General features: G+C 59.7%; 21 protein-coding genes and 1 riboswitch. Of the genes, 13 read left to right on the forward strand and 8 right to left on the reverse strand.

Going from position 1 to position 23,076, the window contains the following annotated elements:
- Positions 1 to 228 precede the first annotated feature (228 nt).
- The 11 genes from FBZ97_RS02485 (at position 229) to FBZ97_RS02535 (ending at position 10,303) form a co-directional block, all read left to right on the forward strand.
- Positions 229 to 1,497 (forward strand): extracellular solute-binding protein, encoded by a 1,269-nt coding sequence (locus FBZ97_RS02485; RefSeq protein ID WP_145316330.1) that lies wholly within the window; start codon positions 229 to 231, stop codon positions 1,495 to 1,497.
- Between the two features lie 71 nt (positions 1,498 to 1,568).
- Positions 1,569 to 2,474 carry a sugar ABC transporter permease gene (locus FBZ97_RS02490; RefSeq protein WP_145316332.1) on the forward strand — a complete coding sequence of 302 codons (906 nt, stop codon included), beginning with the start codon at positions 1,569 to 1,571 and terminating at the stop codon, positions 2,472 to 2,474.
- Position 2,475: 1 nt separating this feature from the next.
- Positions 2,476 to 3,351: a carbohydrate ABC transporter permease gene (locus FBZ97_RS02495; RefSeq protein ID WP_145316334.1), complete on the forward strand. Its 876-nt coding sequence runs from the start codon at positions 2,476 to 2,478 to the stop codon at positions 3,349 to 3,351.
- 92 nt (positions 3,352 to 3,443) lie between these two features.
- Positions 3,444 to 4,532: a sn-glycerol-3-phosphate ABC transporter ATP-binding protein UgpC gene (gene ugpC, locus FBZ97_RS02500; protein WP_113330207.1), complete on the forward strand. Its 1,089-nt coding sequence runs from the start codon at positions 3,444 to 3,446 to the stop codon at positions 4,530 to 4,532.
- Between the two features lie 95 nt (positions 4,533 to 4,627).
- Entirely contained in the window at positions 4,628 to 5,191 is a 564-nt protein-coding gene (locus FBZ97_RS02505; RefSeq protein WP_113330206.1) for a TetR/AcrR family transcriptional regulator, read from the forward strand.
- A gap of 19 nt (positions 5,192 to 5,210) precedes the next feature.
- Positions 5,211 to 5,552, forward strand: a complete 342-nt coding sequence (locus tag FBZ97_RS02510; protein ID WP_113330205.1) for an SMR family transporter — start codon at positions 5,211 to 5,213, stop codon at positions 5,550 to 5,552.
- Positions 5,553 to 5,716: 164 nt separating this feature from the next.
- Positions 5,717 to 6,502, forward strand: coding sequence for a ThuA domain-containing protein (locus tag FBZ97_RS02515; RefSeq protein WP_113330204.1), 786 nt, complete (start codon positions 5,717 to 5,719; stop codon positions 6,500 to 6,502).
- Positions 6,503 to 6,510: 8 nt separating this feature from the next.
- Positions 6,511 to 7,554 carry a Gfo/Idh/MocA family oxidoreductase gene (locus tag FBZ97_RS02520; RefSeq protein ID WP_113330203.1) on the forward strand — a complete coding sequence of 348 codons (1,044 nt, stop codon included), beginning with the start codon at positions 6,511 to 6,513 and terminating at the stop codon, positions 7,552 to 7,554.
- Between the two features lie 41 nt (positions 7,555 to 7,595).
- On the forward strand, positions 7,596 to 8,423 hold the full coding sequence (locus FBZ97_RS02525; protein WP_113389032.1) for a class I SAM-dependent methyltransferase: 828 nt from the start codon (positions 7,596 to 7,598) through the stop codon (positions 8,421 to 8,423).
- A gap of 43 nt (positions 8,424 to 8,466) precedes the next feature.
- Positions 8,467 to 8,555: riboswitch (Fluoride riboswitch) on the forward strand.
- 212 nt (positions 8,556 to 8,767) lie between these two features.
- The gene (gene crcB, locus FBZ97_RS02530) at positions 8,768 to 9,157 is read left to right on the forward strand and encodes a fluoride efflux transporter CrcB (RefSeq protein WP_145316336.1); all 390 of its coding nucleotides are present in this window, start codon (positions 8,768 to 8,770) and stop codon (positions 9,155 to 9,157) included.
- Positions 9,158 to 9,457: 300 nt separating this feature from the next.
- The gene (locus tag FBZ97_RS02535) at positions 9,458 to 10,303 is read left to right on the forward strand and encodes an aspartyl/asparaginyl beta-hydroxylase domain-containing protein (protein WP_113330200.1); all 846 of its coding nucleotides are present in this window, start codon (positions 9,458 to 9,460) and stop codon (positions 10,301 to 10,303) included.
- A gap of 80 nt (positions 10,304 to 10,383) precedes the next feature.
- On the opposite strand, the gene FBZ97_RS02540 is transcribed toward FBZ97_RS02535, so the two are convergent.
- The 5 genes from FBZ97_RS02540 to FBZ97_RS02560 all read right to left on the reverse strand — a co-directional run bounded on the left by FBZ97_RS02540 (position 10,384) and on the right by FBZ97_RS02560 (position 18,690).
- Positions 10,384 to 12,102 carry a flotillin domain-containing protein gene (locus tag FBZ97_RS02540; protein WP_145316338.1) on the reverse strand — a complete coding sequence of 573 codons (1,719 nt, stop codon included), beginning with the start codon at positions 12,100 to 12,102 and terminating at the stop codon, positions 10,384 to 10,386.
- The gene (locus FBZ97_RS02545; RefSeq protein ID WP_145316340.1) at positions 12,099 to 12,752 is read right to left on the reverse strand and encodes an OB-fold-containig protein; all 654 of its coding nucleotides are present in this window, start codon (positions 12,750 to 12,752) and stop codon (positions 12,099 to 12,101) included. Before FBZ97_RS02545 ends, FBZ97_RS02540 begins: the two co-directional genes overlap by 4 nt.
- Positions 12,753 to 12,755: 3 nt before the next feature.
- Complete coding sequence (locus FBZ97_RS02550) at positions 12,756 to 13,901, reverse strand: PspA/IM30 family protein (RefSeq protein WP_145316342.1); 1,146 nt, start codon at positions 13,899 to 13,901, stop codon at positions 12,756 to 12,758.
- Between the two features lie 248 nt (positions 13,902 to 14,149).
- A complete protein-coding gene (locus FBZ97_RS02555) occupies positions 14,150 to 17,473 on the reverse strand; it encodes a thiamine pyrophosphate-dependent enzyme (RefSeq protein ID WP_145316344.1) in 3,324 nt (1,107 codons plus the stop codon).
- A 221-nt stretch (positions 17,474 to 17,694) separates the two neighbouring features.
- Positions 17,695 to 18,690, reverse strand: a complete 996-nt coding sequence (locus FBZ97_RS02560) for a sterol desaturase family protein (protein WP_145316346.1) — start codon at positions 18,688 to 18,690, stop codon at positions 17,695 to 17,697.
- A gap of 133 nt (positions 18,691 to 18,823) precedes the next feature.
- Here FBZ97_RS02560 and aac(6') point away from each other — a divergent pair, with 133 nt between their 5' ends.
- A complete protein-coding gene (gene aac(6') / locus FBZ97_RS02565) occupies positions 18,824 to 19,264 on the forward strand; it encodes an aminoglycoside 6'-N-acetyltransferase (RefSeq protein WP_145316348.1) in 441 nt (146 codons plus the stop codon).
- A 21-nt stretch (positions 19,265 to 19,285) separates the two neighbouring features.
- Here the strand turns inward: aac(6') and FBZ97_RS02570 are convergent, their stop codons facing one another.
- Together FBZ97_RS02570 and FBZ97_RS02575 are read right to left on the reverse strand one after the other, a co-directional pair.
- Positions 19,286 to 19,948 carry a GNAT family protein gene (locus FBZ97_RS02570; protein ID WP_113330422.1) on the reverse strand — a complete coding sequence of 221 codons (663 nt, stop codon included), beginning with the start codon at positions 19,946 to 19,948 and terminating at the stop codon, positions 19,286 to 19,288.
- A gap of 29 nt (positions 19,949 to 19,977) precedes the next feature.
- Entirely contained in the window at positions 19,978 to 20,661 is a 684-nt protein-coding gene (locus FBZ97_RS02575; RefSeq protein ID WP_145316350.1) for a pyridoxamine 5'-phosphate oxidase family protein, read from the reverse strand.
- A 94-nt stretch (positions 20,662 to 20,755) separates the two neighbouring features.
- Between FBZ97_RS02575 and FBZ97_RS02580 the strand changes: the two genes are divergently transcribed.
- Positions 20,756 to 22,180, forward strand: coding sequence for a PLP-dependent aminotransferase family protein (locus FBZ97_RS02580; RefSeq protein ID WP_145316352.1), 1,425 nt, complete (start codon positions 20,756 to 20,758; stop codon positions 22,178 to 22,180).
- On the opposite strand, the gene FBZ97_RS02585 is transcribed toward FBZ97_RS02580, so the two are convergent.
- The gene (locus FBZ97_RS02585; protein WP_145316354.1) at positions 22,170 to 23,033 is read right to left on the reverse strand and encodes an AraC family transcriptional regulator; all 864 of its coding nucleotides are present in this window, start codon (positions 23,031 to 23,033) and stop codon (positions 22,170 to 22,172) included. The genes FBZ97_RS02580 and FBZ97_RS02585 overlap by 11 nt on opposite strands.
- Between the last annotated feature and the right edge of the window lie 43 nt (positions 23,034 to 23,076).

The raw sequence follows: 23,076 nt of genomic DNA on the forward strand, positions 1-23,076 counted from the left end.
TTTGCGAATCTGCATCGATTTAGGAGGCGAGTTGTGCGTTAATGAAGTGCCCGGAGCGTCTGATGTTTCGGGCAGGACGGGTACCCAAACGGAGGAACTGCCGAGCGTCCGCTCCTTGTCCCATGTGACAGGCGGGCGCTTGGTGCAGATAAGAGGAAAACGCCGATGGCAGCGCGGGCCATGTCATCGGACAGATACCGTCACGGTTCGCATGGTGGAGGAGAATATATGAATATTTTTTCGAAGCTGGCGATCACAGCCGGCATGTCGCTTCTGTTGGCTGCCGGTGTAGCGCAAGCCCAGAGCAAGACATTTAACGTCTGGTGGTTCGAACTGCCGGATACTTCGCAGGCCAAGGCATGGACCAAGGCGCTCGAAGAGCTGAAAGCCAAGCATCCCGACGTCACGATCAATTTCGAACAGAAGACATTCGAGCAATTGCAGAAGGCTGGCAGCCTCATCCTCAATTCGGATCAGGCGCCGGATGTGCTTGAATACAACAAGGGTAATGCCACCGCAGGTCTCGTTGCCTCACAGGGGCTGCTGACGCCGCTCGACGATCAATTCAAATCGCGCGGCTGGGACAAGATCCTCAATGAAACCAATAGCCAGCTCAGCAAATACGATGGCAACGGCATCTACGGTTCCGGTCCGATTATTGGCATCCCCGTCTATGGCGAATTCGTTTCGGTTTTCTACAATATCGACATGTTCCAGGCCAACGGCGTGAAAGTGCCGACCACGCTGGACGAGTTCGAAGCAGCGCTGGACACTTTCAAGAAGAAGGGCATCACGCCACTTGCCTATGGTACAGTGGATTCCAACGCACAGCATCTCGTCTATACGCTTGCTCTGACGCAGGCTGACGACACCTGGGTCAAGAACTATCAGGGACTCAAGGCACCGCTCGATACCAAACCCTTCCTGTTTGCTGCTCAGAAGATCGCCGACTGGGTGAGCAAGGGTTACATTTCGAAGGATTCGACCGGCCTCAAGGGTACCGGCGGCGCCGACAATCTCTTCTCGTCCGGCACAGCTCCAATGTTTGTCAGCGGCACCTGGAACAACGGCAATTTCGCGAGCTCGATCAAGACCTTCAAGTGGAGCCAGTTCATCTTCCCGACTCCGAAGTACAGCGTGGGGTCGACTGGTAACCTGTTCATGGTGCCGAAGAGCGCCAAGAACAAGGATCTTTCCTACGAGTTCATCGATCTCGTCCTGAGCAAGGAAAACCAGAACATCCAGGCCAATCTCGGTGGCGTTGCCATTGCCGCCGATCCGGCCTCGGTTACCGATGAGGTCGGCAAGCGCAATGTCGAGCTCTTCAACCAGATCTCCAGCAAGGGCGGTCTTGGCTTCTACCCGGACTGGCCGGTGCCCGGCTATTACGAACTGCTCATCCAGGCTACGACCGGTCTGGTCAACGGTTCGACCACGCCTGATCAGTTCGTGGCGCGCCTGAAGAAGGCCTACGACGACGTGCAGGCAGCGCAGTAACACCATCGGCGACAATCACAACGGCAAGACGGCTTTCATGCCGCCTTGCCGTATCGGACTGGAGGATTTCGATGGATAAGTCGAAGAGCGCCGGCAGGGCGGGGTACTATCTCTATATGATCCCCGGCGTGCTGGGGTTTGTTCTTATCGTGCTTGTACCGCTGATTGCCAATTTCGCGATCAGCTTCACCACGTGGAAGGGCGGCGTCATCCCGCCGCGCTATGTCGGTCTGGAAAACTATGCCAGGCTGCTTCAGGATATCGCTTTCTGGGGCTCCATCCAGCATACGCTTCTGTTCATCATCTCGATGACGATCGTGCCCATCCTTTTGGGGCTGCTGCTGGCGGCAGTGCTGTTCGATTATATCAGTGCGCAATTCGGCGAGACATGGTCGAGCTTCTTTCGCGCAGGCTTCTACCTGCCGCAGATCCTGCCGCTGACCGCTGCCGGCGTGTTGTGGGCCTGGATTCTCAACCCCATCGGCATCATCAATGCCGTGCTGAAGGCGATGGGCCTCGATTTCATGGCGAAGAATTGGCTGGGGGATGCAAGCTATGCGCTCTGGGCGGTTTCGGCCGTCATCGTCTGGGTCCAGGTGGGCTATTGCCTGGTCGTTTTCATGTCCGGATTGGCACGCGTCGATCCTTCGCTCTATGAAGCGGCCGAGCTCGACAATGCGAGCTGGTTCGCGCGTTTCCGCGCCATCACCATTCCGATGCTGATGCCTGAAATTTTCGTCGTCGCGCTGACGACGCTGATTGCAGCCCTCAAGGTCTTCGCGCCGATCTATGTTCTGACGTCAGGCGGACCGGACAATGCGACGACGGTTCCATCCTATCTGTCATATTACCATTTCTTTACGACGAACCGCGTCGGATACGCGGCAGCCATCGCGACGTTGCAGACGGTCATGACCATCATACTCGGCATCGTTTTCCTGCGTATGCAGTCGAAGCAGGCCGAAGGAGGGCATTGAGATGGCAACGGCATCCTCGATTTCCACGCATGTCGCTTCGGCGGAACATCGCTTAAGAAGGGGCTTCGGCCGCTGGGTCGTTCTGGGCATCCTGCTGGTTTTCCTGGCGGGTACCCTCTTTCCGTTCTTTCTCGCAGCAGTCAACGCCATCAAAACGCCCTCCGACTATGCCGCCAATGGTCCGCTTGCACTTCCGCACAGCTTCGATCTGACGGCGCTCAAGAACTTCTGGGCGACCGTCGATTTCCCCCGGAAGCTCTTCAACAGCGTTCTCATCAGCGGATGCACCGCCATTCTGGCCGTCGTTCTCAGTCTCCTGAATGCCTATGCCATCGGCATAGGGCGCGTACGAGGCGGGCAAGGGGTTCTCGTCCTGCTGCTGATTTCAATCATGGCGCCGCAGGAGGCATTGGTCTATCCGCTCTACTATATGTCAAAGCAGGTCGGACTGTTCGACTCGATGCTCTCGGTTATCCTGATCATCGGCGTGCTGCATACCGCATTCGGAACCTATCTTCTGTCTTCGGTGCTGGCGACCTTCCCGCGGGAGATCATCGAGGCGGCGCAGATCGACAATGCCAGCCGCTGGCAGATCCTCTGGATGGTGATCGTGCCGGTGCTCAGGCCGACGCTTGCAGTGCTTGCGACCTTCTTCTTCATCTGGACCTGGAACGAGTTTCTGATCCCGCTGGTATTCCTCGTTTCCAATAACAACCAGACGGTCTCCGTCGCCATGGGCGTGCTGTCGGGCGCCAATACGCAGGATCCGACGGCAATTGCCGCGGCTTCACTGCTCGGCATAACACCTACGATCATCTTCTTCCTGATTTTCCAGCGGACCCTGACGCGCGGTGTCGCGGTAGGTGCCGTCAAATAACCAATGCGGAAGCCCCGATCGGCGACAGCCGCCGGGCGGGGCGCAATGAATGGCAAGTTCGATGAATTCGATTTTTCCGCAGGAGGCGTAAAGTGGCAGGTATCAATATCAAATCCCTCACCAAGCATTTCGGTGCCGTGCAGGTTCTGAACGACATCGATCTCACGATCGAGCGCGGCGAGTTCGTTGTCTTCCTCGGCGGTTCGGGCTGCGGCAAGTCGACCTTGCTGCGCATGATCGCTGGCCTGGAGACGATCACCAGCGGCGAAATCTGGATCGGCGGGAAGCGGGTCGACCAGCTGCCGCCCGGCGAGCGCGGCGTATCGATGGTCTTTCAGTCCTACGCGCTCTATCCGCACATGACGGTTCGCGAGAACATGTCCTTCGGCTTAAAAAATATCAAAACGCCCAAGCACGAGATTGCAAGGCGCATTGAAGAGGCTGCGAAGATCCTGGAAATGCCGCATCTATTGGATCGCAAACCCTCGGCACTCTCCGGCGGTCAGCGCCAGCGCGTCGCGATCGGCCGCGCCATCGTGCGCGAGCCTGACGTCTTCCTTTTCGACGAGCCGCTTTCCAACCTCGATGCCGGCCTACGCACACGTACGCGCGTGGAACTGGCGCAGCTGCATGAGCGGTTGGGCGCGACGATGGTGTTCGTGACGCACGACCAGGTGGAAGCGATGACACTCGCCGACCGTATCGTGTTGCTCAACAACAAGAAGATCGAGCAGGTGGCAACCCCCGTCGAGATCTACACGCGCCCGGCGACGCGCTATGTCGCCCAGTTCGTCGGCTCGCCCGGCATGAACTTTATCAACATAGCCGGCCTGGATGAAGCGGGCGGGCTGGCAACGGCGACCTTGCCGGATGGCTCTGTCATCAAAACGGCTGTCGCGCTTAACGGCCTTGCTAATTCCGGACTGACGCTTGGCATCCGCCCGGAGCATCTGGTCGTGACGACGGCGGAGAAGGGTGATATCGGCGGCCAGGTCGAGACTGTGGAGCGCCTGGGCGACCGTTCGCTCGTTCATGTCCGGCTCAAGGATGGATCGAAGATCATCGGTACCGATCCCGGCATGACGACGATTACGACCGGCTCGCCGATCGCCTTCGCCGTGGAGGCAACCAAGGTCAGCATCTTCGACGAGAAGGATGCGGCACATCATTCCGTAAACTGAGGAGGAAACAACACAAGATCATCCACAAGCAATTAGGCCTAGACACTACCGATTAGAGCGTTGACGAAACCGTCCAACTGGTATGTTATGTCGCCATGTCCACCGCCCACCATAGAAAGAAGCAGCCCTTGTTCGTCCGCCAGCAGTTGCTGGAGGTGGCGGCGCGGCTTGCTTCCGAAAAGGGGATGACGGCGGTGACGCTGGATGCCGTTTCCGGCGCCTCCGGTGTCAGCAAGGGCGGCTTGCTGCATCACTTCCCCAGCAAGAACATGCTTCTGGAAGCACTGTTCGACAGCCTGCTTGAGCGGCTGGATGCGGCGATCGAGGAAGCGATGCGTGCCGATCCGTTGCCGCATGGCCGCTTTACCCGCGCTTATCTGCATGCCTGTCTGGCGCTGCGCGATCAGCCGCAGGGTACGAAGGACTGGGCACAGGTGACGATGGTGTTGCTCACCGAACCGCAATTGCGGCAGCGATGGCATCAGTGGGTGCGCGAGCGCAGCGAGGAATATGTCGGCACGGACTCCTCGGTGGATGCGGCAATCGTCAGATTGGCGGCCGATGGGATCTGGCTTGCCGACCTGCTCGGCAGTCACGACATGGACGAGAGTGCCCGTCAAAGGCTGATCGACCGGCTGATCGAGCTCACGCAGCTCTAGCCCTATCGGAGATAATGGAATGGCGAACGCATCGGTCTATGCAATGCTGCTGGTCGCGATCGTGCTTGAAGTGATCGGCACGACGGCATTGCAGATGTCGCAGCAGTTTACGCGTCTCGGCCCGACGGTCGTTCTCGTGGTCTGCTACGCGGCAGCGTTCTATTGCCTTTCGGTAACGTTGCGGGTCATCCCGGTGGGCATCGCCTACGCCATCTGGAGCGCGCTTGGCATCGTGCTGATTTCGATGGTGGGCGTGGTGCTTTTCCGGCAGAAACTCGATCTCGCCGCGATCATCGGTCTCGCATTGATCATCGTCGGCGTGCTCGTCGTGAACCTCTTTTCAAAATCCGTGTCGCACTGAAAACAGAGGTGTTGTTCATGGTTGTTTTTGGCTTTGTCAAATCGCTTTGAACGCATTATGTCTTGCGCTGGATAGGCTGATGGAGGCTTGAAATACGGCGCTTTTCCAAAGCGCTTTGGATCGCATAACCTATTCAATCCTAATGGTATTAGAGGAGTGCCGTAATGACTATTCGTGCCGTCGTTTGGGGCGAGAACATTCATGAGCAAACAAACAAGGTCGTCGCCGAGATCTATCCGGAAGGCATGCATAACACCATCGCCAAGGCGCTGAATGCCGATGCAGGCATCGAGGCTACCACTGCAACGTTGCAGGAGCCGGAGCATGGTCTCAGCGAAGCCCGCCTGAAAGACACCGACGTCCTTCTGTGGTGGGGGCACAAGGACCACGGCGCCGTCAAGGACGAAATCGTCGAGCGCGTGGCAAAGCGTGTGTGGGAAGGCATGGGCCTCATCGTACTGCATTCGGGCCATTTCTCCAAGGTCTTCAAGCGCCTGATGGGTACGCCCTGCGCGCTGAAGTGGCGCGAAGCCGGTGAGCGTGAGCGCCTCTGGGTCATCAATCCCCGCCACCCGATCGCAGCTGGCCTCGGTGAGCATTTCGAGCTGGAGAATGAGGAAATGTACGGCGAACAGTTCTCCGTTCCGGAGCCCCTGGAAACCGTGTTCATCTCCTGGTTCCAGGGCGGCGAAGTCTTCCGCTCGGGCATGACCTGGCGCCGCGGCGCCGGCAACATCTTCTATTTCCGTCCCGGTCACGAGACCTATCCGACCTATCACAACGGTACGGTTCAGAAGGTTCTGATCAATTCCGTGAAATGGGCTCATAACCCGCTCGGCACCCAGGCCAGCATCCATGATGCGCCAAATGTGCCGGTCGAAAAGGCACTGGAGCCGATCGTCGAACGCGGCCCGAAACTGCACCAGGCCGGCGAAGCCGGTTATCGCTGAGGTATCAGATGCGTCTCATAGTAGTTGGCACGGGCGGCATGGCGAAGAACCATGTGGAGCATTTCGCCCGCATTCCTGGCGTCGAAATCGTCGGCGCCGTCGATACGGATGCGACGAGGCTCACCGCCTTCTGCGATACGTTCGATATCAAGAAGCGCTTTTTGTCTTTGGACGAGGCGCTGGCCTGGGGTGAGTTTGATTCGGTGACCAACGTCACGCCGGACAAGGCTCATAATCCGACGACGCTTCCGCTGCTCGCCGCCGGCAAGCATGTTCTCTGCGAGAAGCCTCTCGCGGAGAATTATGAAAAGGCTCTGGAGATGACGGAAGCTGCCGAAAGGGCAGGGGTCGTCAACATGGTCAATCTGACCTACCGCAATGTCGCGCAGCTGCAGAAGGCGCGCGAGATGGTGATTTCGGGCGAGATCGGCACGGTCAAGCATGTGGAGGCGTCCTACCTCCAGAGTTGGCTCGTGTCCAAGGCCTGGGGCGACTGGCGCAGCGAGTCCAAGTGGCTTTGGCGCCTGTCGACCGGTCATGGCTCGAACGGCGTTCTCGGCGATATCGGCATTCACATCCTCGACTTCGCCGCCTATGGCGCCGCGACCGATATCGATCATGTCTTTGCCCGTCTCAAGACTTTCGCAAAAGCGCCGGGCGAGCGCATCGGCGAATATACGCTCGATGCCAATGACAGCTTCTCGATGTCGGTCGACTTCGCCAACGGCGCGCTCGGCGTCGTGCATGCGAGCCGGTGGGCGACAGGACATCTGAACGAGCTGAAGCTCCGCATCTATGGCGAGCGCGGTGGCCTGGAGGTGTCCCATAGTCCGAACGGTTCGGAACTGCGGGGTTGCCTTGGCGATGACACGGAAACCGCGACGTGGAGGGTGCTTGAAGTACCGCCGGTTCCGACCAACTATCAGCGTTTCGCCGAAGCTGTCATGAACGGCAGCAGCCAGGACCCAAGCTTCCGCCATGCAGCCAACTTGCAGCGCGTGCTGGATCTTGCCATGGTGACTGAAGTTGAACGGCGCGAACTGAAGGTCTGATATCATAGTCAGCCTTCGGGCAACGCCTTGGGAGTGCACGCATGTCTACCGAGGAAAAAGTTGCCAGCCACTATACGCATGGATCGCTGGAAACGGCGATCCTGCAAACGCTTGCTGCGGGCGGCAAGGATATCGATAACTTGCGCATCCGCGACTTGGCTGACGTCGATGAATTCCATTTGGGGCGACATGCCGCAACGGTGGATTTCGCGAGGGATCTCGATCTTTCTGCCGGCCTGCGTCTTGCCGATATCGGTTCCGGCCTCGGCGGGCCGGCCCGCCATTTTGCCGACTCCTACGGATGCATCGTATCGGGCATCGATCTCACCCAGGAATTCGTTCAGGTCGCCAACTCGCTGACGCTTCGCTGCGGCCTGGCGGAGCAGGTCTCCTTCCGGCAGGGAAGTGCTTTGGCATTGCCCTTCGAGAGCGGCAGCTTCGATCGCGTCACGCTCATTCACGTCGGCATGAACATAGAGGACAAGGCGAGACTGTTTGCGGAGGTCCGGCGCATTCTCAAATCGGACGGCCGTTTCGGCCTCTATGAAATCATGCAGATGCGCGACGGCACGCTCCCTTTTCCCATGCCCTGGGCGATGGAGCTGGAAACCAGCTTCGTCCGTAGCCCGGATGTCTATCGTCAGCTGCTGGAGGAAGCCGGTTTCGCGGTGGAGCTGGAACAGGATCGCAGCGCTCTCGCGATCCGGCTCGCGCATGAGGCGCGCGCCAAGGCGGCCGCGGGCGAGCCGCGAGACCAGGGTTTCCGGACGTTGATGGGGCCACGGGCTGGTGAGCGCATGAGCAACGTCAACGTGTCGGTCGAGGGCGGCCTGCTTGCACCGATCGAGATGATTGCCCGGGCGGTGTGACGGCTGCTGCCCGTTGACAGCGATGGGCCTGTTTCTATATTGAAAATCCAACGGCAATGGATTTCTGCCGGGCCTTGGTGGCCGAACCGCTGCTCTGATTTTCCCAGGGAAGCTGATGACTCCTACTCAACACGCCCGAAAGGCGAAGGAGTAGAGTTATGTCTTTTTTCTTGCCGTTATTCCATTCAGCTTTCGTAGTCACCGTCTCGATTGGCCTATGGCCGTGTTGGCGGGCGGATCTTGGCGCCGGCATTTTCGATAGCCGATATCGCAATGCCGCTAATTTGGGTCCTTCGATCGGGAATGTTGCGGATGATGACCAATAAACACAGCGGGAGATTGCCGTGATCTATCTTATTGTTTTTATGGGGGCCGGACTCGGCGGTGCATTCCGTCTTGGCGTGAATGAACTCGCCGCACGCGCGGTCGGTGTCGAGTTCCCGTTTGGTACCCTCATCATCAATATTCTCGGGGCCTTCATCATGGGGCTGCTGACGGGGTATTTCGCCTTTCGCGGCGGTATGTCGCAGGAGATGCGGTTGTTTCTGACAACAGGCCTTCTGGGTGGGTTTACGACGTTTTCGACCTTTGCGCTGGAAAGCGTCGTGCTCTGGGAGCGCGGCCAATGGATGCCGGCTATTGCCTATGTCGCCTTGTCCGTTTTTCTCTCGATTGCAGCCCTGATAGCAGGTCTTGCAATTGTCCGGCTAATAATTCAGGCTCAAACGGCATAGTGATGAAGGGTCGGCAAATTTCGCCGCATTTTTGCCGATTCTGAGGTGAATGCCTCTCGAGAATCGCTGGAGTTTCTGTCCACGACATCCACCGCTCGTTGCGAACGGACTCTCTTGCGAAATTCGACTAATCAACTCATATAATCGCCTATTACGATCACCGTATAACAGAGGAGTCGGGCGTCAATCAGGAAGTGCCGGGCGAATATCCCAAGTTTTTAGCCCGTTGCCACTTCGGGAATTGCATGCAGCTTCCCCCCAGCAAAGACTTCCTCCCTGGACGGCCCTTAATAGATAGACATGACGGAGAGTCCCTTGAGCGCACCTGCTCCCACTTCCAACCAATCTCCTGCTCCGGAACAGACTTTCGGCACGGCTGGCATCGCACCGATGGATCGCCCCAGCGCCATGACGCGCTTTTTCATGGGCATCGTCGCCTGGGCGGAAGGCCTCAATCTGAAATACGCCAAGCTCGGCAATCCGCCGGTCTATGACACCAAGACTTTCCCCTGGGCCGCAGAGATAGAAAAGGATTTTCCGGCCATCCGAGCCGAGCTGGAAAAGGTGCTGCTGCGCCAGAGCGAGCTGCCGACCTTCCAGGACATCTCGACCGACGTGAAGACCATTTCGACCGATACGCGCTGGAAGACCTTCTTCCTCCTCGGTTTCGGTGTGAAGTCGGAGCAGAACATCAAGGCGTGCCCGAACACCTGGGCGGCCGTACAGAAGATCCCCGGCCTGACGACGGCCATGTTCTCGATCTTCGAACCGGGCAAGCATCTTCCGGCTCATCGCGGCCCCTATAACGGCGTGCTGCGCCTGCATCTCGGCCTTATTGTGCCGGAGCCGAACGAGAAGCTCGCCATCCGCGTCGACAAGCAGGTTTGCCATTGGCAGGAAGGCAAGGCGCTGATCTTCGACGACGCCTATGAGCACGAAGCGTGGAACCATTCCGACAAGACGCGCGTCGTGCTCTTCGTCGACTTCGTCAAGCCGCTGAAATTCCCGGCTCGTTTCGTCAACTGGGCCTTGATGAACCTGGCGATCTTCACGCCCTTCATCAAGGAAGGTCTCGACAACCACAAGGAATGGGAAAAGAAGTTCTACGCCGAAGCCGAGGCGTTCAGAAATCGCCCGAAGCCCTGACCCAATCAGCCAGTAAATTCAACAAAACCCCGGAATCCTTGCAGATTCCGGGGTTTTGTTTTGAACGATCAGCCTAACGCTCAGGCAGGCTTATCCGTCTCTTCCGTGTCCTCATAATATTCCTCTTCCACAGGCTGCGTGGCATTGGTCTTGCCATCCAGATTGCCAAGCAGTGCGGAGATGGCATTGTCGCCGTCGAAGCCGGCTTCCTTCAGCAGGCGGTCGAGGATCGGCTTGTTGGCCTGGTAGGAGAGAAGCTGGCCGGCAAGCCCTTCGCCGAGGCCGACGCCGCTGCCGCTATTGGTCCCGTTGCCGTTGCGGCCGAGCATGCCGCCGGTGTCGAAGATACGGATATCCGAGATTTTCTCGATCGGCTTGACCGCTTCGGCAAGGGCGGCCGGCACGATGCGGATGCGCTCGCGGGTAATCTCGAATTCGATGATGGCGGGGCTGAGCTTGTTGCGCGCTTCGTTCAGCAGCGCTTCGCTTTCAGCCGTTGCTTTACCGGTTTCGAGAATACCCTTGGCCTTGATGATCGCAGCGTCGGCTTCTGCCGTTGCCAGTGTCTTGATGGCTTCGGCCTGGTCGGTCGCGGCCTGCTTTTCGGCTTCTGCCGCAATGGTGACGGCGGTTGCCTGGGTCTGTGCGCGCTTCTGTGCGTCGATCACGGCGATCTGCTTCTCACGTTCGGCGATCTCGACCGCCTTGGCGGTGCCGACCTTTTCCTCGGCTGCTATGGCAAGTGCGCGAGCGGCTTCTGCCTTTGCCTTGGCCTCCGACTCCTCGCGGCTCTTGTTGGCGACCGCGATGGCGCTTTCCTGTGCGACGATCTGGATATCGCGGCGGGCTTCGGTATCGCGCTGCTGCACGGCGCGGGTCGAGTCGATGTTGGCGGATTCGCGAGCTTGTTTTGCAGCTGCCTCGCGTTCGGCGATCGCCTGTTCGGCGGCGATGCGGGCTTCCTCTTCCGCACGCTTGGCCGCCTGTTCCTGCTGTGCGGTCTCGGCGCGGGTGGCGGCGGACTTGTTGGCAATGTCGCGCTGTTGGTTCAGTTCGGCCTCGCGCTTCGTCCGCTCAATGGCGAGCGACTGCTGGCGGGCTTCCAGGTCCTTCTGGGCGATCGCGACTTCGGTATCGCGAACGACTTCGTTGCGCTCCTTCTTGCGCGCCTCGGTGACGCGGGTCAGAGCAGCCAGACCATGGGCGTCGAAGAAGTTGTTGGCGTTGAAGTGTTTGATATCGGTCTGGTCGAGGCGCGTCAGTGACACGGATTCCAATTCGAGACCGTTCGACTGCAGGTCGGAACCGACTGCATCCTGCACCGCCTTGACGAAATCCATGCGTTGTTCCTGCAGGGCATCGAGGCTCATCGTGGCCGCCACTGAGCGCAGGCTGTCTACGAACTTAGCTTCGATCAGCTGACGTAGCTGTTCGCTGTCGTTGGTGCGGTTGCCGAGCGTCTGGGCGGCGAGAGCGATCGAGGAGCTGTCCGGCTTGACGCGAACATAGAACTCGGCGCCGATATCGACGCGCATGCGGTCCTTGGTGATCAGCGCGTCGTTCTCGCCGCGCTGGACTTCCAGGCGCAGCGTCTTGAGGTTGACGCGGGCGATCGAGTGGAAAATCGGCAGCACGACGGAACCGCCGTCGAGCACGACTTTCTGGCCGCCGAGGCCGGTGCGAACGTAGGCCTCATCGCGGCTCGAGCGCACATAGAGCGAGGCAAGGACGAAGCCGATCCCGAGGATCAGGACGAGACCTATGCCTGCGGGAAGAATAAGGTCGTAAAGGCCGTTCATGAAGGTTGCTCCGTAGAGGATTTGTCATCGGACCTCACAAGGTCCGAGGGGGCGGAAACTGCGATGAAGATGTCGGCCTTGCGGTCGACAAGCAGAACTTGGGCGCCGATCGGCAAGGGGCTTTCATCCTTGGCGGCGCTGGCGCGCAACTGATGCCAATTGCCATGCGCATCTTTGACGCTGACGCGGCCGGGCAGACCCTGATCCAGAGGACCGATGGAAACCGTGCCGGTACGGCCGACGAAGTCGTCGGCCTCGACGGCATAGGTCTCGTCGCGCGGCACGATCCTGGCGATCATTCGCGTCGAGCCGCGAACGAGAGGGATCGTGATGGCAAGGGCCGGCACTGCGGCAGCGATCGCCGGCAGCGGCACCCGGATCACGTCGGCCACGGTCTGGATGGCAAAGCCCGTCACGGCGAAGATGCCGAGGGCCAGCATGATGAGGATCAACAGCGGCACACCGCCGATATTGATCCAGGACAGCAGGCCGGCGAGCACTCCGTCATGACCTTCGAAATGCGGCTTGCCAATGAGTTCGCTTAGCGAAAAGCCGAGCAGCATCGAAAGGATCTCGATTGCCGTCAGTCCGATCAGGATCATTGCCGCGATGGCAAAGGGCGCACATTCGGGTGCGAGAAACAGGTGCATCGGTTACTGGCCGTTGGCCTTGAAGCGGGCAAGGCGTGCTTCGATAGCCTGCTCCCGGTGCAGGCGATCGAGCTCATCGAGCTCGGCGCTGGTTGCGGGCTCACCCGAGGGTACGCCGGTCAAGCGGGAAACGGCGGCTGCCGCGCGCGCGGCACCGGCGGCCGGTGTCGGCCGTGGATTTCCGCCCGTTGCTTCTTCGGGAGCATGGCGGGCGATGCTACGCTTGAAATCGACAAGCCGCGCTTCCGCCTCGCGACGCGCGGCAAGAACAGCCTGAAGCGCCTTCTGACCCTCGTCGATCCGTGCGTTCGCATCCGCAAGCGCCTTGTCGAGGGCCGCAGTCTGGGCCTCGAGGTCGATCTGGCGCGAGACGCCGGCCTTAGCGAGATCTTCGCGGTCGGCAGAGATCGCAAGCCGGATCTTGGCGTCGAGCGCGTCGAGATCGGCGACGATCTCGCTGCGGCGGCTCTGGATGCGGTATTCCTCGGCGCGCGCCTTGCCGAGATCGGCGCGTGCTTCATCGGCGGCGGCGTCGATCTCGCGCAGCGCCTGCTCGATGACGGCAACCTTGCTGGCGCCTTCTACGGCGTCGACTGCGGCATTGGCGAGGCCTGCAATCAGTCGCCCCATGCGGGAAAGAATGCCTTCATGCATCGTCATGTTATCCTCCGTTCGGGGAGAGTTTGGTGTTACCCCGATGTGAATCGCGTAGTGGCCGCCATCGGCGATCAGATAGGCGGGGATATTGCTGTCCCAGCCTTTGAAATAGCCGGCCACGTCGAAGGGCACGGCAACACGGCCGCGCACCGTCGAGATTGTCAGGTCTGACGGACCCTTGATGGCAAAGAGCTTTTCGTCGAGCGGCAGCCGGTTCCAATCGGCAAGCCCGCCTCGATTGGCCGCAAAATCACGCAAGCCCAGCGTCACGAGGCGCGCGGGTAAAGCAGTGCGTTCGCGGATGGTCTCATAGGCAAGATCATGAAGCGTGACGAGATTTGCTCCGGCTCTGTCCGGAACGATTTCGCCCAGGAGTTTCATCATCTGCCCGTATGCGGCAAAGGTCTCGTCCAGAGCCTGCCGCGCTTCGTCATCGGGAGCGAGATCATATCGCAGACGAGAGCGGTGCGTTGGTGCATGTGTCTTTGCCATGACCTTCAAGTAAAGCACCGCTGCGGTGCTTTTCAAGGGAGTATGACGTCAAATATGAATGAATTGTAATGAATGATGGGCAGCATAGGTTGCAAAAATTTGATACTTCTCTCCGCCTATGGGCGATCGCATACCCTGCAAGCTCGCGTATATGTAGTGATTGGCTGTAAAAAAACCATATGCAAAGCGCGGCCAATCGGCCGCGCTGCGTTGGAATTGTGAGTGGAGCGTTGGGGGCGAAGCCGTGGTTACTTCACGGTCCGCACGATTGCGGCACCTGCCGTCATGCCGCCGCCGAAGGCCACGAGACCGAGGTTGAGCGGTTCGGAACGCTCATTGGCGACATGCAGCATGGCGAGCGGAATGCTTGATGAGCTGGTGTTGCCATAGGTCTCGATGACGCTGAGAGCCGGGCGGCCGCTGCGCTTGGCAATCGTGTCGATGATGCGCTGGTTGGCCTGGTGCGGCACGAGCAGATCGAGATTGGCAAGCTCGATGCCGGCGTCGACGCAGGCGTTTTCGATCGAGCGGGTCATCGAATGCACGGCCTCGGTGAAGACCGAGCGGCCGTTCATGGCAATGACGCCATCATCCGGCAGCGGAACATAGAGTAGATCGCCCGGTTCCGGCCGGCCGCTGACGATCGGGCGGCTTGCGGTGAAGAGCGGGTTGCGCGCCATGTCGCGGCTGGTCACGAGGCTGGCGGTTGCGGCATCGCCGAACAGGATCGCGGTGGAGAAATCGTTCATGTCGAGCAGCGGCGACAGAACTTCCGAGGTAATGATGAGCACCTTGGCATCGTTCTGCTGGGCGATGAAATCATAGGCCTGCTGCAGGGCGTAGAGATAGCCGGAGCAGGCGGCACCCATGTCATAGGCGGCCAGCGATGGCCGCACGCCATCTTCGGCGACGGCAACCGCGACGCGGCTTGCGAGCGACGGCGTGGCGATGTCAGGCGTTCCGGTGGCCGCGATCACCAGATCGACATCGTGGATCGACATCTGGTTCTGCTTGAGAAGATCGCGCGTCGCCTTGGCGGCAAGGCTCAGCGTGCCCTCTTCAGGGCCGACCCAGAAGCGGCTCTTGATGCCCGTCAGCGCCAGGATCTCGTCGGCGCGGCGGTTCGGCCAATTATGGATGATCTCTTCGTTGGTGACGCGGCGGGCGCCGGTGGCGATGCCAATGCCGTTGATGACGACTTCCGAGAAGCTGCCGGTATGGCGACGCAGCGTCGGGATGACATGCGACTTCAGTCGGCGCAGCACGAACTTGTTCTGAATCTCGGACGCCAGCGCAAAATTCTGTTCGCTGAGATCACGGTTGGCGTCGACGGTCAGAAGGGGGCTGTCGGTAGCTATCTGGTCGCCGATCTTGGCGAAAACCTCCTGCACGACGCCGCCGATATTGGCGCAGATTTCGACGGAGGCTTTCGTTGCCTCGACGACAGCGACGAGTTGGCCGACCTCGATCTTGTCGCCGGGCTTGACGAGCATATCGGTCACGAGGACGTTCTCGTCGGCGGGGCCGGAGCCGATTGCCTTGATCGCTGCCGTCGGGCCGCTGTCATCCTCTTCGTGCCAGGTCACCTCGCATTCGAGGACTTCGGCCATCAGATCGACCAGCTTGCGATAGGAGGGCAGTGTCTCGAGCTGATTGCGGAAGTTAAAGGGAATGTGAGCGTCCGAGCGGGCAAGCCGACGCACAACGACTGGTACATCAGTCTTTTCTGTGACGGTCGCGATGATTTCCGCGCCCATGCCGACGGTGCGGTTATCTTCATGGACGACGATCAGGCGGCGGGTGCGCCGTGCGCTCGCCAGCACTTCCTTCTCGTCCCAGGGTGAGATCGAGCGCAGATCGATCACCTCGACGGAGAAGCCCTGTGCCTCGAAGGCGCTTGCAGCATTGGCGCAGAGCGAAACCGTGTTGCCGTAGCTGACGAGCGTGATGTCGCGGCCACGGGCGACATGGCGCGACAGGCCGGGATGGACGAAATGCTTGTCGATATCCTCGGAGGTGCGGCCGTCGGAATTATTGAGCACGGCCTTCGGATAAAGGAAAACCGTGGGGCGCCGCGACTCGAAGGCAGCATTCAGCAGACCGGCCGCATCGCCGGCGCTGGAGGGCATGACGACGTCGATGCCCGGTGTGTGCGCCAGCATCCCCTCGAAGCTCTGGGCGTGGAACGGGCCAAGACCGGGCTTATAGCCGCCGCAGCTCACCATCAGGATGACGGGTGCTTCCCAGGCGCCATTGCTGCGCCAGAACATGCTGCCCATTTCCGAGACGATCTGATTATAGGCCAGCGGCAGGAAATCGGCGAACTGCAGGAAGGCGACGGGGCGCTGGCCGGCCAGCGCGCGGCCAACGGCGGTGCCGACGATTGTCGATTCGGTGAGGGCGGCGTTGTGAACGCGGTCGGGATATTTCGTGCTGAGGCCGCGGGTGACGCCGAAGACATCGCCTTTCGGATCTTCAATATCCTGCCCGAATAGGACGACTTCGGGGTTGGCGGCCAGCTGCTTGTCGAGAACGACATTAAGCGCCTCGCGCATCGTCAGCGTCGAAGCATTCTCGTTGCCGCGATATTCTGCCTTCTTATCGAAGGAAGCGGGGTAGGGAGCCTTTGCTTCCGGCTCAACCTTCGGGGCGTCTTCCTTGCGGGCAAGGGCGGCTTCCGCCTGCACTTCCGCAATCAATTCCCGTTCGATCTCTCGCAGAGCATCGGCATCGATGCCGGCCTTCTGCAGCATCGCCCGCAGATTTGGCAGCGGGTCGCGCGAGGAGCCCGCCTCGATTTCGAGCAGGGTGCGATAGGTCTTCTGATCGTCGGCATTGGTGTGGTCGGAAAGGCGCTCGACATTCAAAAGCACGATGCTAGGCGTGCGGTTGTTGCGGCTATGACGGACGGCCTTGCGGAAAGCGTCGCGCGATGCGGTGAGATCGTCGCCATCCGTGCGGATGATATCGATGCCGTAGAAAGAGGAGGCCGGACCGGCGGGCAGATCGAAGAAGGTCTGTTTGCTTGTGCGTGTCGAGATGGAGAAGCTGTTGTCCTCGATGACGAAGACGACGGGATATTGGCTGCGCACGGCCTCGGCGACCGCTTCGAGGAATTCGCCCTGCTGCGTGGTGCCATCGCCGACACAACAGATGGCGATCGGCATGCCGGGCCTATGCTTCAGGGATGCCGCGACGCCGACGGCGTGCAGGGCATTGTTGCCGACGGGGCCGACGATCGACGTGATGTTGAGCGCGCGGGAAGACAGATGCGCGCTCATCTGCCGGCCGGCGGAATGAGAATTGGCTGTCGCAAGCAGGCTGGAAAAGAACTCACGAATGGGCATGCCGCGCGCCAGCATCAGGGCCTTGTCGCGATAATGCAGATGCAGCCAGTCGTCGTCCTGAAGGAATTCGTTGAGAAGCGCTGTGGACTCGTGGCCGGCGCCGGAAACGTGAAAATGTGCTATGCCCTGCTTGATGAATTCTCGCTCGAGCCGATCTATTTCTCTGGAAATGAAAAATATTCTGTGAAGTTGCTTAAGGTATTCTGTTGCAAACCTCCCTTCCATCTCAATGATTTTCCTGATCTTTCGTCTCAAATAAATGCTGGGAGTTAGGTAAACCCCCAGCCTGCCTTTTTCAATACACGTTAAATGACAAGATCTTCTCGGTTTGAAACCGAAATACGTATATTGCGGGGCTGCAATTTTTCACGATGTTTCTGTTCACAAGGCATGCGCGACAATGCACCCGCCCAAACGCGAAACGGGTGCGCCTTTCGTGCATCTCGTCAGCCTGATTTGCGCATCGAGGCGGCGGCACGTTGTCTTTCGGCGGCGGCCTTTGCGGCCTGTTCTTCCTTGAGAATCAGCTCCTTGGGCTTCTTGCCGATAATCTCCTTACGGCCTTTTCGGGAGAAGGGTTGGATGAGCTGAGCGAGGAAACCCTTGGCCACCTTGCCGGTGATACCGATATCGGTCGAGGACGGACGTGGCGGGTTGTAGAAAGTGCCGAGAAGCTGATCCCAGATCACGAGGTTTTCCCCATAATTCGTATTTCCCTCGGCAAGAATCTTGGAATGATGCCAGCGATGGAGGCGTGGAGTCGAAAATATGAGGTCGAGCGGGCCGGTGCGCATGTCCACGTTACAATGCGTGAGCAGACCAATGAAAGCCGTAACTGCGCCGATCCAGAGGAAGACAGGCAACGGCGCGCCGAGCAGATAGAGCGGAATCTGACCGAGCGCGATCTTGAACAGCGTATCGATGACGTGAAAACGGCCTGTGTTGATGACCCATAGCCGTTCGACGCTGTGATGTAGCGCATGAAAGCGCCAGAGCGACAGATGCTCATGCGCCAGGCGATGCGCCATATAGAGGCCGAACTCCGCAATGACGAGGCCTAGCACGACTTGGAACGCCATGGGCCATTGATCCGGCCAGAAATGCGAATGGTAGCTCAACGCCGGCTGCGCGACCGTCGCGACCGCCATTGGGAAGGAGGTGCCGATCGCGGCGGCGATCTGTACGCCCCCCTTGTTCAGCAGCGTGTGGGCAATATCGTTGAACGTCTCACCATCGCGCTTCTGCCAGGTCTTCTCGTAAGGCATCAGCCGCTCGAAGAGGGCAATCACCGCCACCGTCGACAGATAGACGACGTTGAACCAGAGCAGATGCATATTCGATTCGAAGGCGAAATATGCACCGGTCAATCCGGCACAGAAGATGGCGGGCCACAGCAGGGAGGAAACAGCAGCGTAAAGACGCGAACTGCTTTGAAATGTCATTCCATCATCCTCAGATTCTGATCAGCGAAAAATTTACGCGTGAGTATGCGGGATATGTAGCGCGATGATTGTGGAGTCGAAAGCGAAATTTTTCCGTTCGCCGGCAACAGGCAGTTGGACAGGAGACCGAAACATGCGGATAGAGCAGGCAGCAGACGAATATCTGGAGGAGTGGACGCGATTGCGCGCCGAGCTTTGGCCAGATAGTTCGTACGAACATCATCGCGCGGAGCTGGCACAATTTCGCGCCAATGAAAATGCTGTTGCGTATCTTGCGATCGATTCTGCCGGTCATGTCGCCGGTTTTGCTGAAGCGACATTGCGGCACGATTACGTCAATGGCTGCAAGACTTCGCCGGTCCTGTTTCTGGAAGGCATCTATGTGCGGCCGGAAAATCGACGGGAAGGGGTGGCACAGGCGCTTTGCGAGACTGTCGCCGCCTGGGGGCGGGAGGTCGGCTGCACGGAGTTCGCTTCGGATGCATTGATCGACAATCTCGCAAGCCACGCCTTCCATGCCGCGCTCGGTTTCGTCGAAACCAGGCGCGTTGTCTATTTTCGAAAGCTGCTTTAGGCCGGAGCTACAGGACTGTGCCTAGGCGAACGTCAGCTTGGTCTTCTGCTGGCCAGCCTCATCGAAGTTCTCCAAGGCCAGCCAGCGTTCGTAGCCGGCCTTCAGCCGCGGCCAGTCGGCGTCGATCATGGCAAACCAGGCGGTGTCACGGTTCTTGCCCTTCGCGACCATGTGCTGGCGGAAGATGCCTTCGAAAACGAAACCAAAGCGTTCCGCTGCTCGCTTCGACGGCTCATTGAGATTATTGCACTTCCATTCGAAGCGACGATAGCCAAGGGTATCGAAAACGTATGATGCAAACAGATAGAGCGTTTCGGTCGTCACGCGGCTGCGCGCGATGGCGGGTCCCCAGAGGATACTGCCGATCTCGATAACGCCATGCGTGTTGTCGATGCGCATCAGAGCCTGCCGGCCCTCGGCGCGTCCCGTGCGCTTGTCGATCGTCGCGAAGAAGAGCGGATCGGTGCCGGAAGCGGCTTTCTCGAGCCAGGGAGAGAAGGCGGCGTGATTGGCCGGCGCGTCTTCGAAAAGGTAGCGGAAACGATCTTCGGCGCCGGGGGCTCGAGCTGAAGCGTAAAGGTCCTCGCCGTGTCTGGCCGGCTCGAGCGGCTCGATCCGGGTGTAGCGGCCTTCAAGGGTAATGCGCTCGGGGCGGGCGACGCCCTTCCAGTTCGTGAGATCCATATCAAAGTCCTTTGGTCATCAAATGCGGTTCAGCGAAGCCGGCCCGATTGTATCAGGTCTGCGAGGGATTGTGGCAGCGCTATCCCGTCTGGCATGCCCGGCGCCGGTTGCGGCGGCACAAGGTGGCTTTCGATGGGCAGGATGCCGGCCCAGACGGGATGATCTGCCTCGTCCATGTCGCCGGGCGGGCCGTTGCGGACCTTCGCCGAGGCTTCTTCGATTTTCATCCGCATGACCGAAGTCGCCTTGACCTCCTGCTTTGTCATCGGCCTGAGGCTGTCCCAGCGGCCGGGGAACAGGTCTTCGACGAAGCGACGCAGTGCATCCGTCTTTTCCTCGATGTCGTCGACCAGCCGAGCCGTGCCGAAGACCATGGCTGAGCGATAGTTGACGGAATGGTTAAAAGCCGAGCGGGCGAGCACATAGCCATCGATCATGCTGCAGGTCAGGCAGACCGGCATGTCCTCAGCAGCGCGCAGGAAGCGGCTGGCAGAGGAGCCGTGCCAATAGACGTAGTCGCCCTCGCGCCAATGCAGGGTCGGCGTCACATAGGGGGCGCCGTTGATGACGTAGCCGACGTGACAGAGCGGCGCGGCATCCAGAATGGCGTGAACATCGGCATGAGCGTGGCTGCCACGCTTCGGGCTGCGCCGCACGCGGGTACGCTCGGTGGTCGGGTAGGTGCCGGTATTAGGTGGATAGTGATCGGCCATGTCTTCCTCACAGATCGGGCGTTGATCTGTGTCAGCAAAGAGGTAGGCTATAAACGGCCAGTTTTTTGATTTTTAGCAGACCAGTTGAGGTTTCATGACAGAGGTGGCGCAGTGGCCGGCACTGGACCGGATTTCGGGCGATCTGGAAGGGCAAGTCTATCGCCTGATGCGCGACCGCATTCTTCGTGGTCAGATGCCCGCAGGGCAGCGCGTGCCGTCGACGCGGGCGATGGCCGTCTCGCTCGGCGTTGCGCGGTCGACCGTGGTCAATGCCTATGATCGGCTCAAGGCTGAAGGCTACCTGCGCTCGGCATCGGGTGCGGCGACACGCGTTGCAGCGTTCCCGACGACGCCATTGCCGGGTCAGGTCGCACCGCCGCCGCTAAATCTGCCACGGGTTACGGAATTCAAAAGGGGAGGCTTGTTCGAGCCGGGAGTGCCCGATGTCTCCAGCTTTCCCCATGCCGCCTGGGCGCGTTGTCTCGGTGCCCGTGGTCGTTCGTTGCGGGTGCATGATCTCGGCTATAGCGATCATGGCGGCGTTCGCGAATTGCGGGAGGCGATCCTTGAGCATATCTCGGCAACGCGTGGCGTGGTTGCCCGTCCCGAGCAGATCGTGATCGTGCCATCGACGGGGGCGGCGATCGGGCTGCTTGCGAGTGTGTTGCTTCAGCCGGATCATCCGAGTGATATCGTCTGGATGGAGGACCCCGGCTATGCCAGCGCGCAGGCAATCCTGCGCATGGCCGGAGCCAGCCTCGTGCCGGTGCCCTGCGATACCGAGGGCATCGATATCGCGCAAGGGGCCGGGCCATCGCCGCGGCTGATCTATGTCACGCCCTCGCATCAATATCCGACCGGCGTCACTATGAGCCTGCCACGCCGTCTCGCCTTGCTGGAATTTGCCCGCGCCAATGGCGCGATCGTGCTGGAAGACGATTATGACAGCGAATTTCAATATGCGTCGCGCCCGATTGCCGCCCTGCAAGGCATCGATCACGGCGAGGTGGTCGCTTATATCGGCACCTTCTCGAAGACGCTCGCGCCTGGTCTGCGCGTCGCTTATGCCGTCATTCCCTCACGGCTTCTGGCGGCGATCGAAGCGGCTCAACGGCTGAGAGGCGCCATCGTGCCCGTCCACATCCAGGCCGCCCTTGCCGATTTCATTCGCGAAGGGCGGTTTCGTGCGCATCTGAGGCAGATGAACGGTATTTATGCGGAGCGCATGGCAGCAACCGTCGAGGCGCTTCGTCGCCATTGTGGCGCTGAACTCCAAGTCGGAGCTGGTGGCGGCGGGTTGCAGCTGGTCAGCTGGTTCCGCGATGCAGAGACCGATGATATCGCCGTCACCCGGATCATCAATGCCAATGGCTTTGCTGTGCGGCCGATATCGGCGCTGTATCTCGGCTCCGCGCGACCCGGGCTGCTGCTCGGCATTGCCCGCATGAAGGCGTCCGCGGCGGATGCGGCGGCGGCGAAAATTGCGAGGCTGCTCGAAGTGGCGCTTCTCAGCGCCTGAGGAACATCGCCCGATATTCGCGCGGTGTCATGCCTTTCAGCGCCCTGAACTGCCTGTTGAAATTGGCAAGCGAGGCATAGCCGACGGCATCGCTGATGTGGTGCACGGCCTGATCCGTGGAAGAGAGGCGGGCACAGGCATCGCCGATGCGCATGCGCATGAGATAATCCGATATCGTTCCGCCGGTATGACGGCGAAACATGCGGTGTAGGCCGGAGACGCTGAGCGCCGCGATATCGGCTAGCTCATCGAGGCTGATCGCGCGGGCATAATGAAGATGCATATGCGTCAGTACGCGGTCGATGCGCTCGCGGCTTTCCTTCAGGTCCGGTGCCTGCGCCGGCGCGCTTGCAAGCGGCGTCGCCTGCCGGTCCTCAGCGACCCTCACCAGAATGCCGAGCAGAGCCAAAAGGCGCTCGACGGGCGGCTTTTCGAAAATAGTTTCGAAGGAGGAGCGGACAGCGGCGGAGGTTGTCTGCGAAAAGCGGAGGCCATTATCTCCACGCTGCAGCATCGTTTCGATCGACCGGAATTCGACAGCGCCGCCCGTCATCTGCAAGAGCCAGTCGCGATTGAACCAAAGAACCAACGCAATATGCGGCTTTTCTTCCTCGATCTTGGCGCGCGAAACCCAGCTATGCGGCAGATTGGGGCCGACGAGAACGAGATCGCCGTCACCATAGTCGCCGCTATGGTCGCCGATGAAGCGCTGGCCGATGGAATTCAGCGTCAGCGTCAGTTCGAATTCCGGATGATGATGCCATTGGAACGGAATGCAGTCGTCAAGCCTGCGGTTCAGCATGCTCCAGGATGCTTCCGGCGAATGGGGTAAAACTTCGAGATAAGGCCTCATTGGGCGTCCATAGTGAGATATAAGCCAGAATAGTATCAGATTT

The organism is Rhizobium sp. ERR 942 (assembly GCF_007828395.1).
Lineage (GTDB): Bacteria > Pseudomonadota > Alphaproteobacteria > Rhizobiales > Rhizobiaceae > Rhizobium > Rhizobium dioscoreae.

Bases quoted from the DNA above. Each gene is read 5' to 3' on its own strand.
- FBZ97_RS02485 (WP_145316330.1), top strand. From the start codon at position 229: ATGAATATTTTTTCGAAGCTGGCGATCACAGCCGGCATGTCGCTTCTG.
- FBZ97_RS02490 (WP_145316332.1), top strand. From the start codon at position 1,569: ATGGATAAGTCGAAGAGCGCCGGCAGGGCGGGGTACTATCTCTATATG.
- FBZ97_RS02495 (WP_145316334.1), top strand. From the start codon at position 2,476: ATGGCAACGGCATCCTCGATTTCCACGCATGTCGCTTCGGCGGAACAT.
- FBZ97_RS02505 (WP_113330206.1), top strand. From the start codon at position 4,628: ATGTCCACCGCCCACCATAGAAAGAAGCAGCCCTTGTTCGTCCGCCAG.
- FBZ97_RS02510 (WP_113330205.1), top strand. From the start codon at position 5,211: ATGGCGAACGCATCGGTCTATGCAATGCTGCTGGTCGCGATCGTGCTT.
- FBZ97_RS02515 (WP_113330204.1), top strand. From the start codon at position 5,717: ATGACTATTCGTGCCGTCGTTTGGGGCGAGAACATTCATGAGCAAACA.
- FBZ97_RS02520 (WP_113330203.1), top strand. From the start codon at position 6,511: ATGCGTCTCATAGTAGTTGGCACGGGCGGCATGGCGAAGAACCATGTG.
- FBZ97_RS02525 (WP_113389032.1), top strand. From the start codon at position 7,596: ATGTCTACCGAGGAAAAAGTTGCCAGCCACTATACGCATGGATCGCTG.
- FBZ97_RS02535 (WP_113330200.1), top strand. From the start codon at position 9,458: ATGACGGAGAGTCCCTTGAGCGCACCTGCTCCCACTTCCAACCAATCT.
- FBZ97_RS02540 (WP_145316338.1), bottom strand. From the start codon at position 12,102: ATGAACGGCCTTTACGACCTTATTCTTCCCGCAGGCATAGGTCTCGTC.
- FBZ97_RS02545 (WP_145316340.1), bottom strand. From the start codon at position 12,752: ATGCACCTGTTTCTCGCACCCGAATGTGCGCCCTTTGCCATCGCGGCA.
- FBZ97_RS02550 (WP_145316342.1), bottom strand. From the start codon at position 13,901: ATGGCAAAGACACATGCACCAACGCACCGCTCTCGTCTGCGATATGAT.
- FBZ97_RS02555 (WP_145316344.1), bottom strand. From the start codon at position 17,473: ATGGAAGGGAGGTTTGCAACAGAATACCTTAAGCAACTTCACAGAATA.
- FBZ97_RS02560 (WP_145316346.1), bottom strand. From the start codon at position 18,690: ATGACATTTCAAAGCAGTTCGCGTCTTTACGCTGCTGTTTCCTCCCTG.
- FBZ97_RS02570 (WP_113330422.1), bottom strand. From the start codon at position 19,948: ATGGATCTCACGAACTGGAAGGGCGTCGCCCGCCCCGAGCGCATTACC.
- FBZ97_RS02575 (WP_145316350.1), bottom strand. From the start codon at position 20,661: ATGGCCGATCACTATCCACCTAATACCGGCACCTACCCGACCACCGAG.
- FBZ97_RS02580 (WP_145316352.1), top strand. From the start codon at position 20,756: ATGACAGAGGTGGCGCAGTGGCCGGCACTGGACCGGATTTCGGGCGAT.
- FBZ97_RS02585 (WP_145316354.1), bottom strand. From the start codon at position 23,033: ATGAGGCCTTATCTCGAAGTTTTACCCCATTCGCCGGAAGCATCCTGG.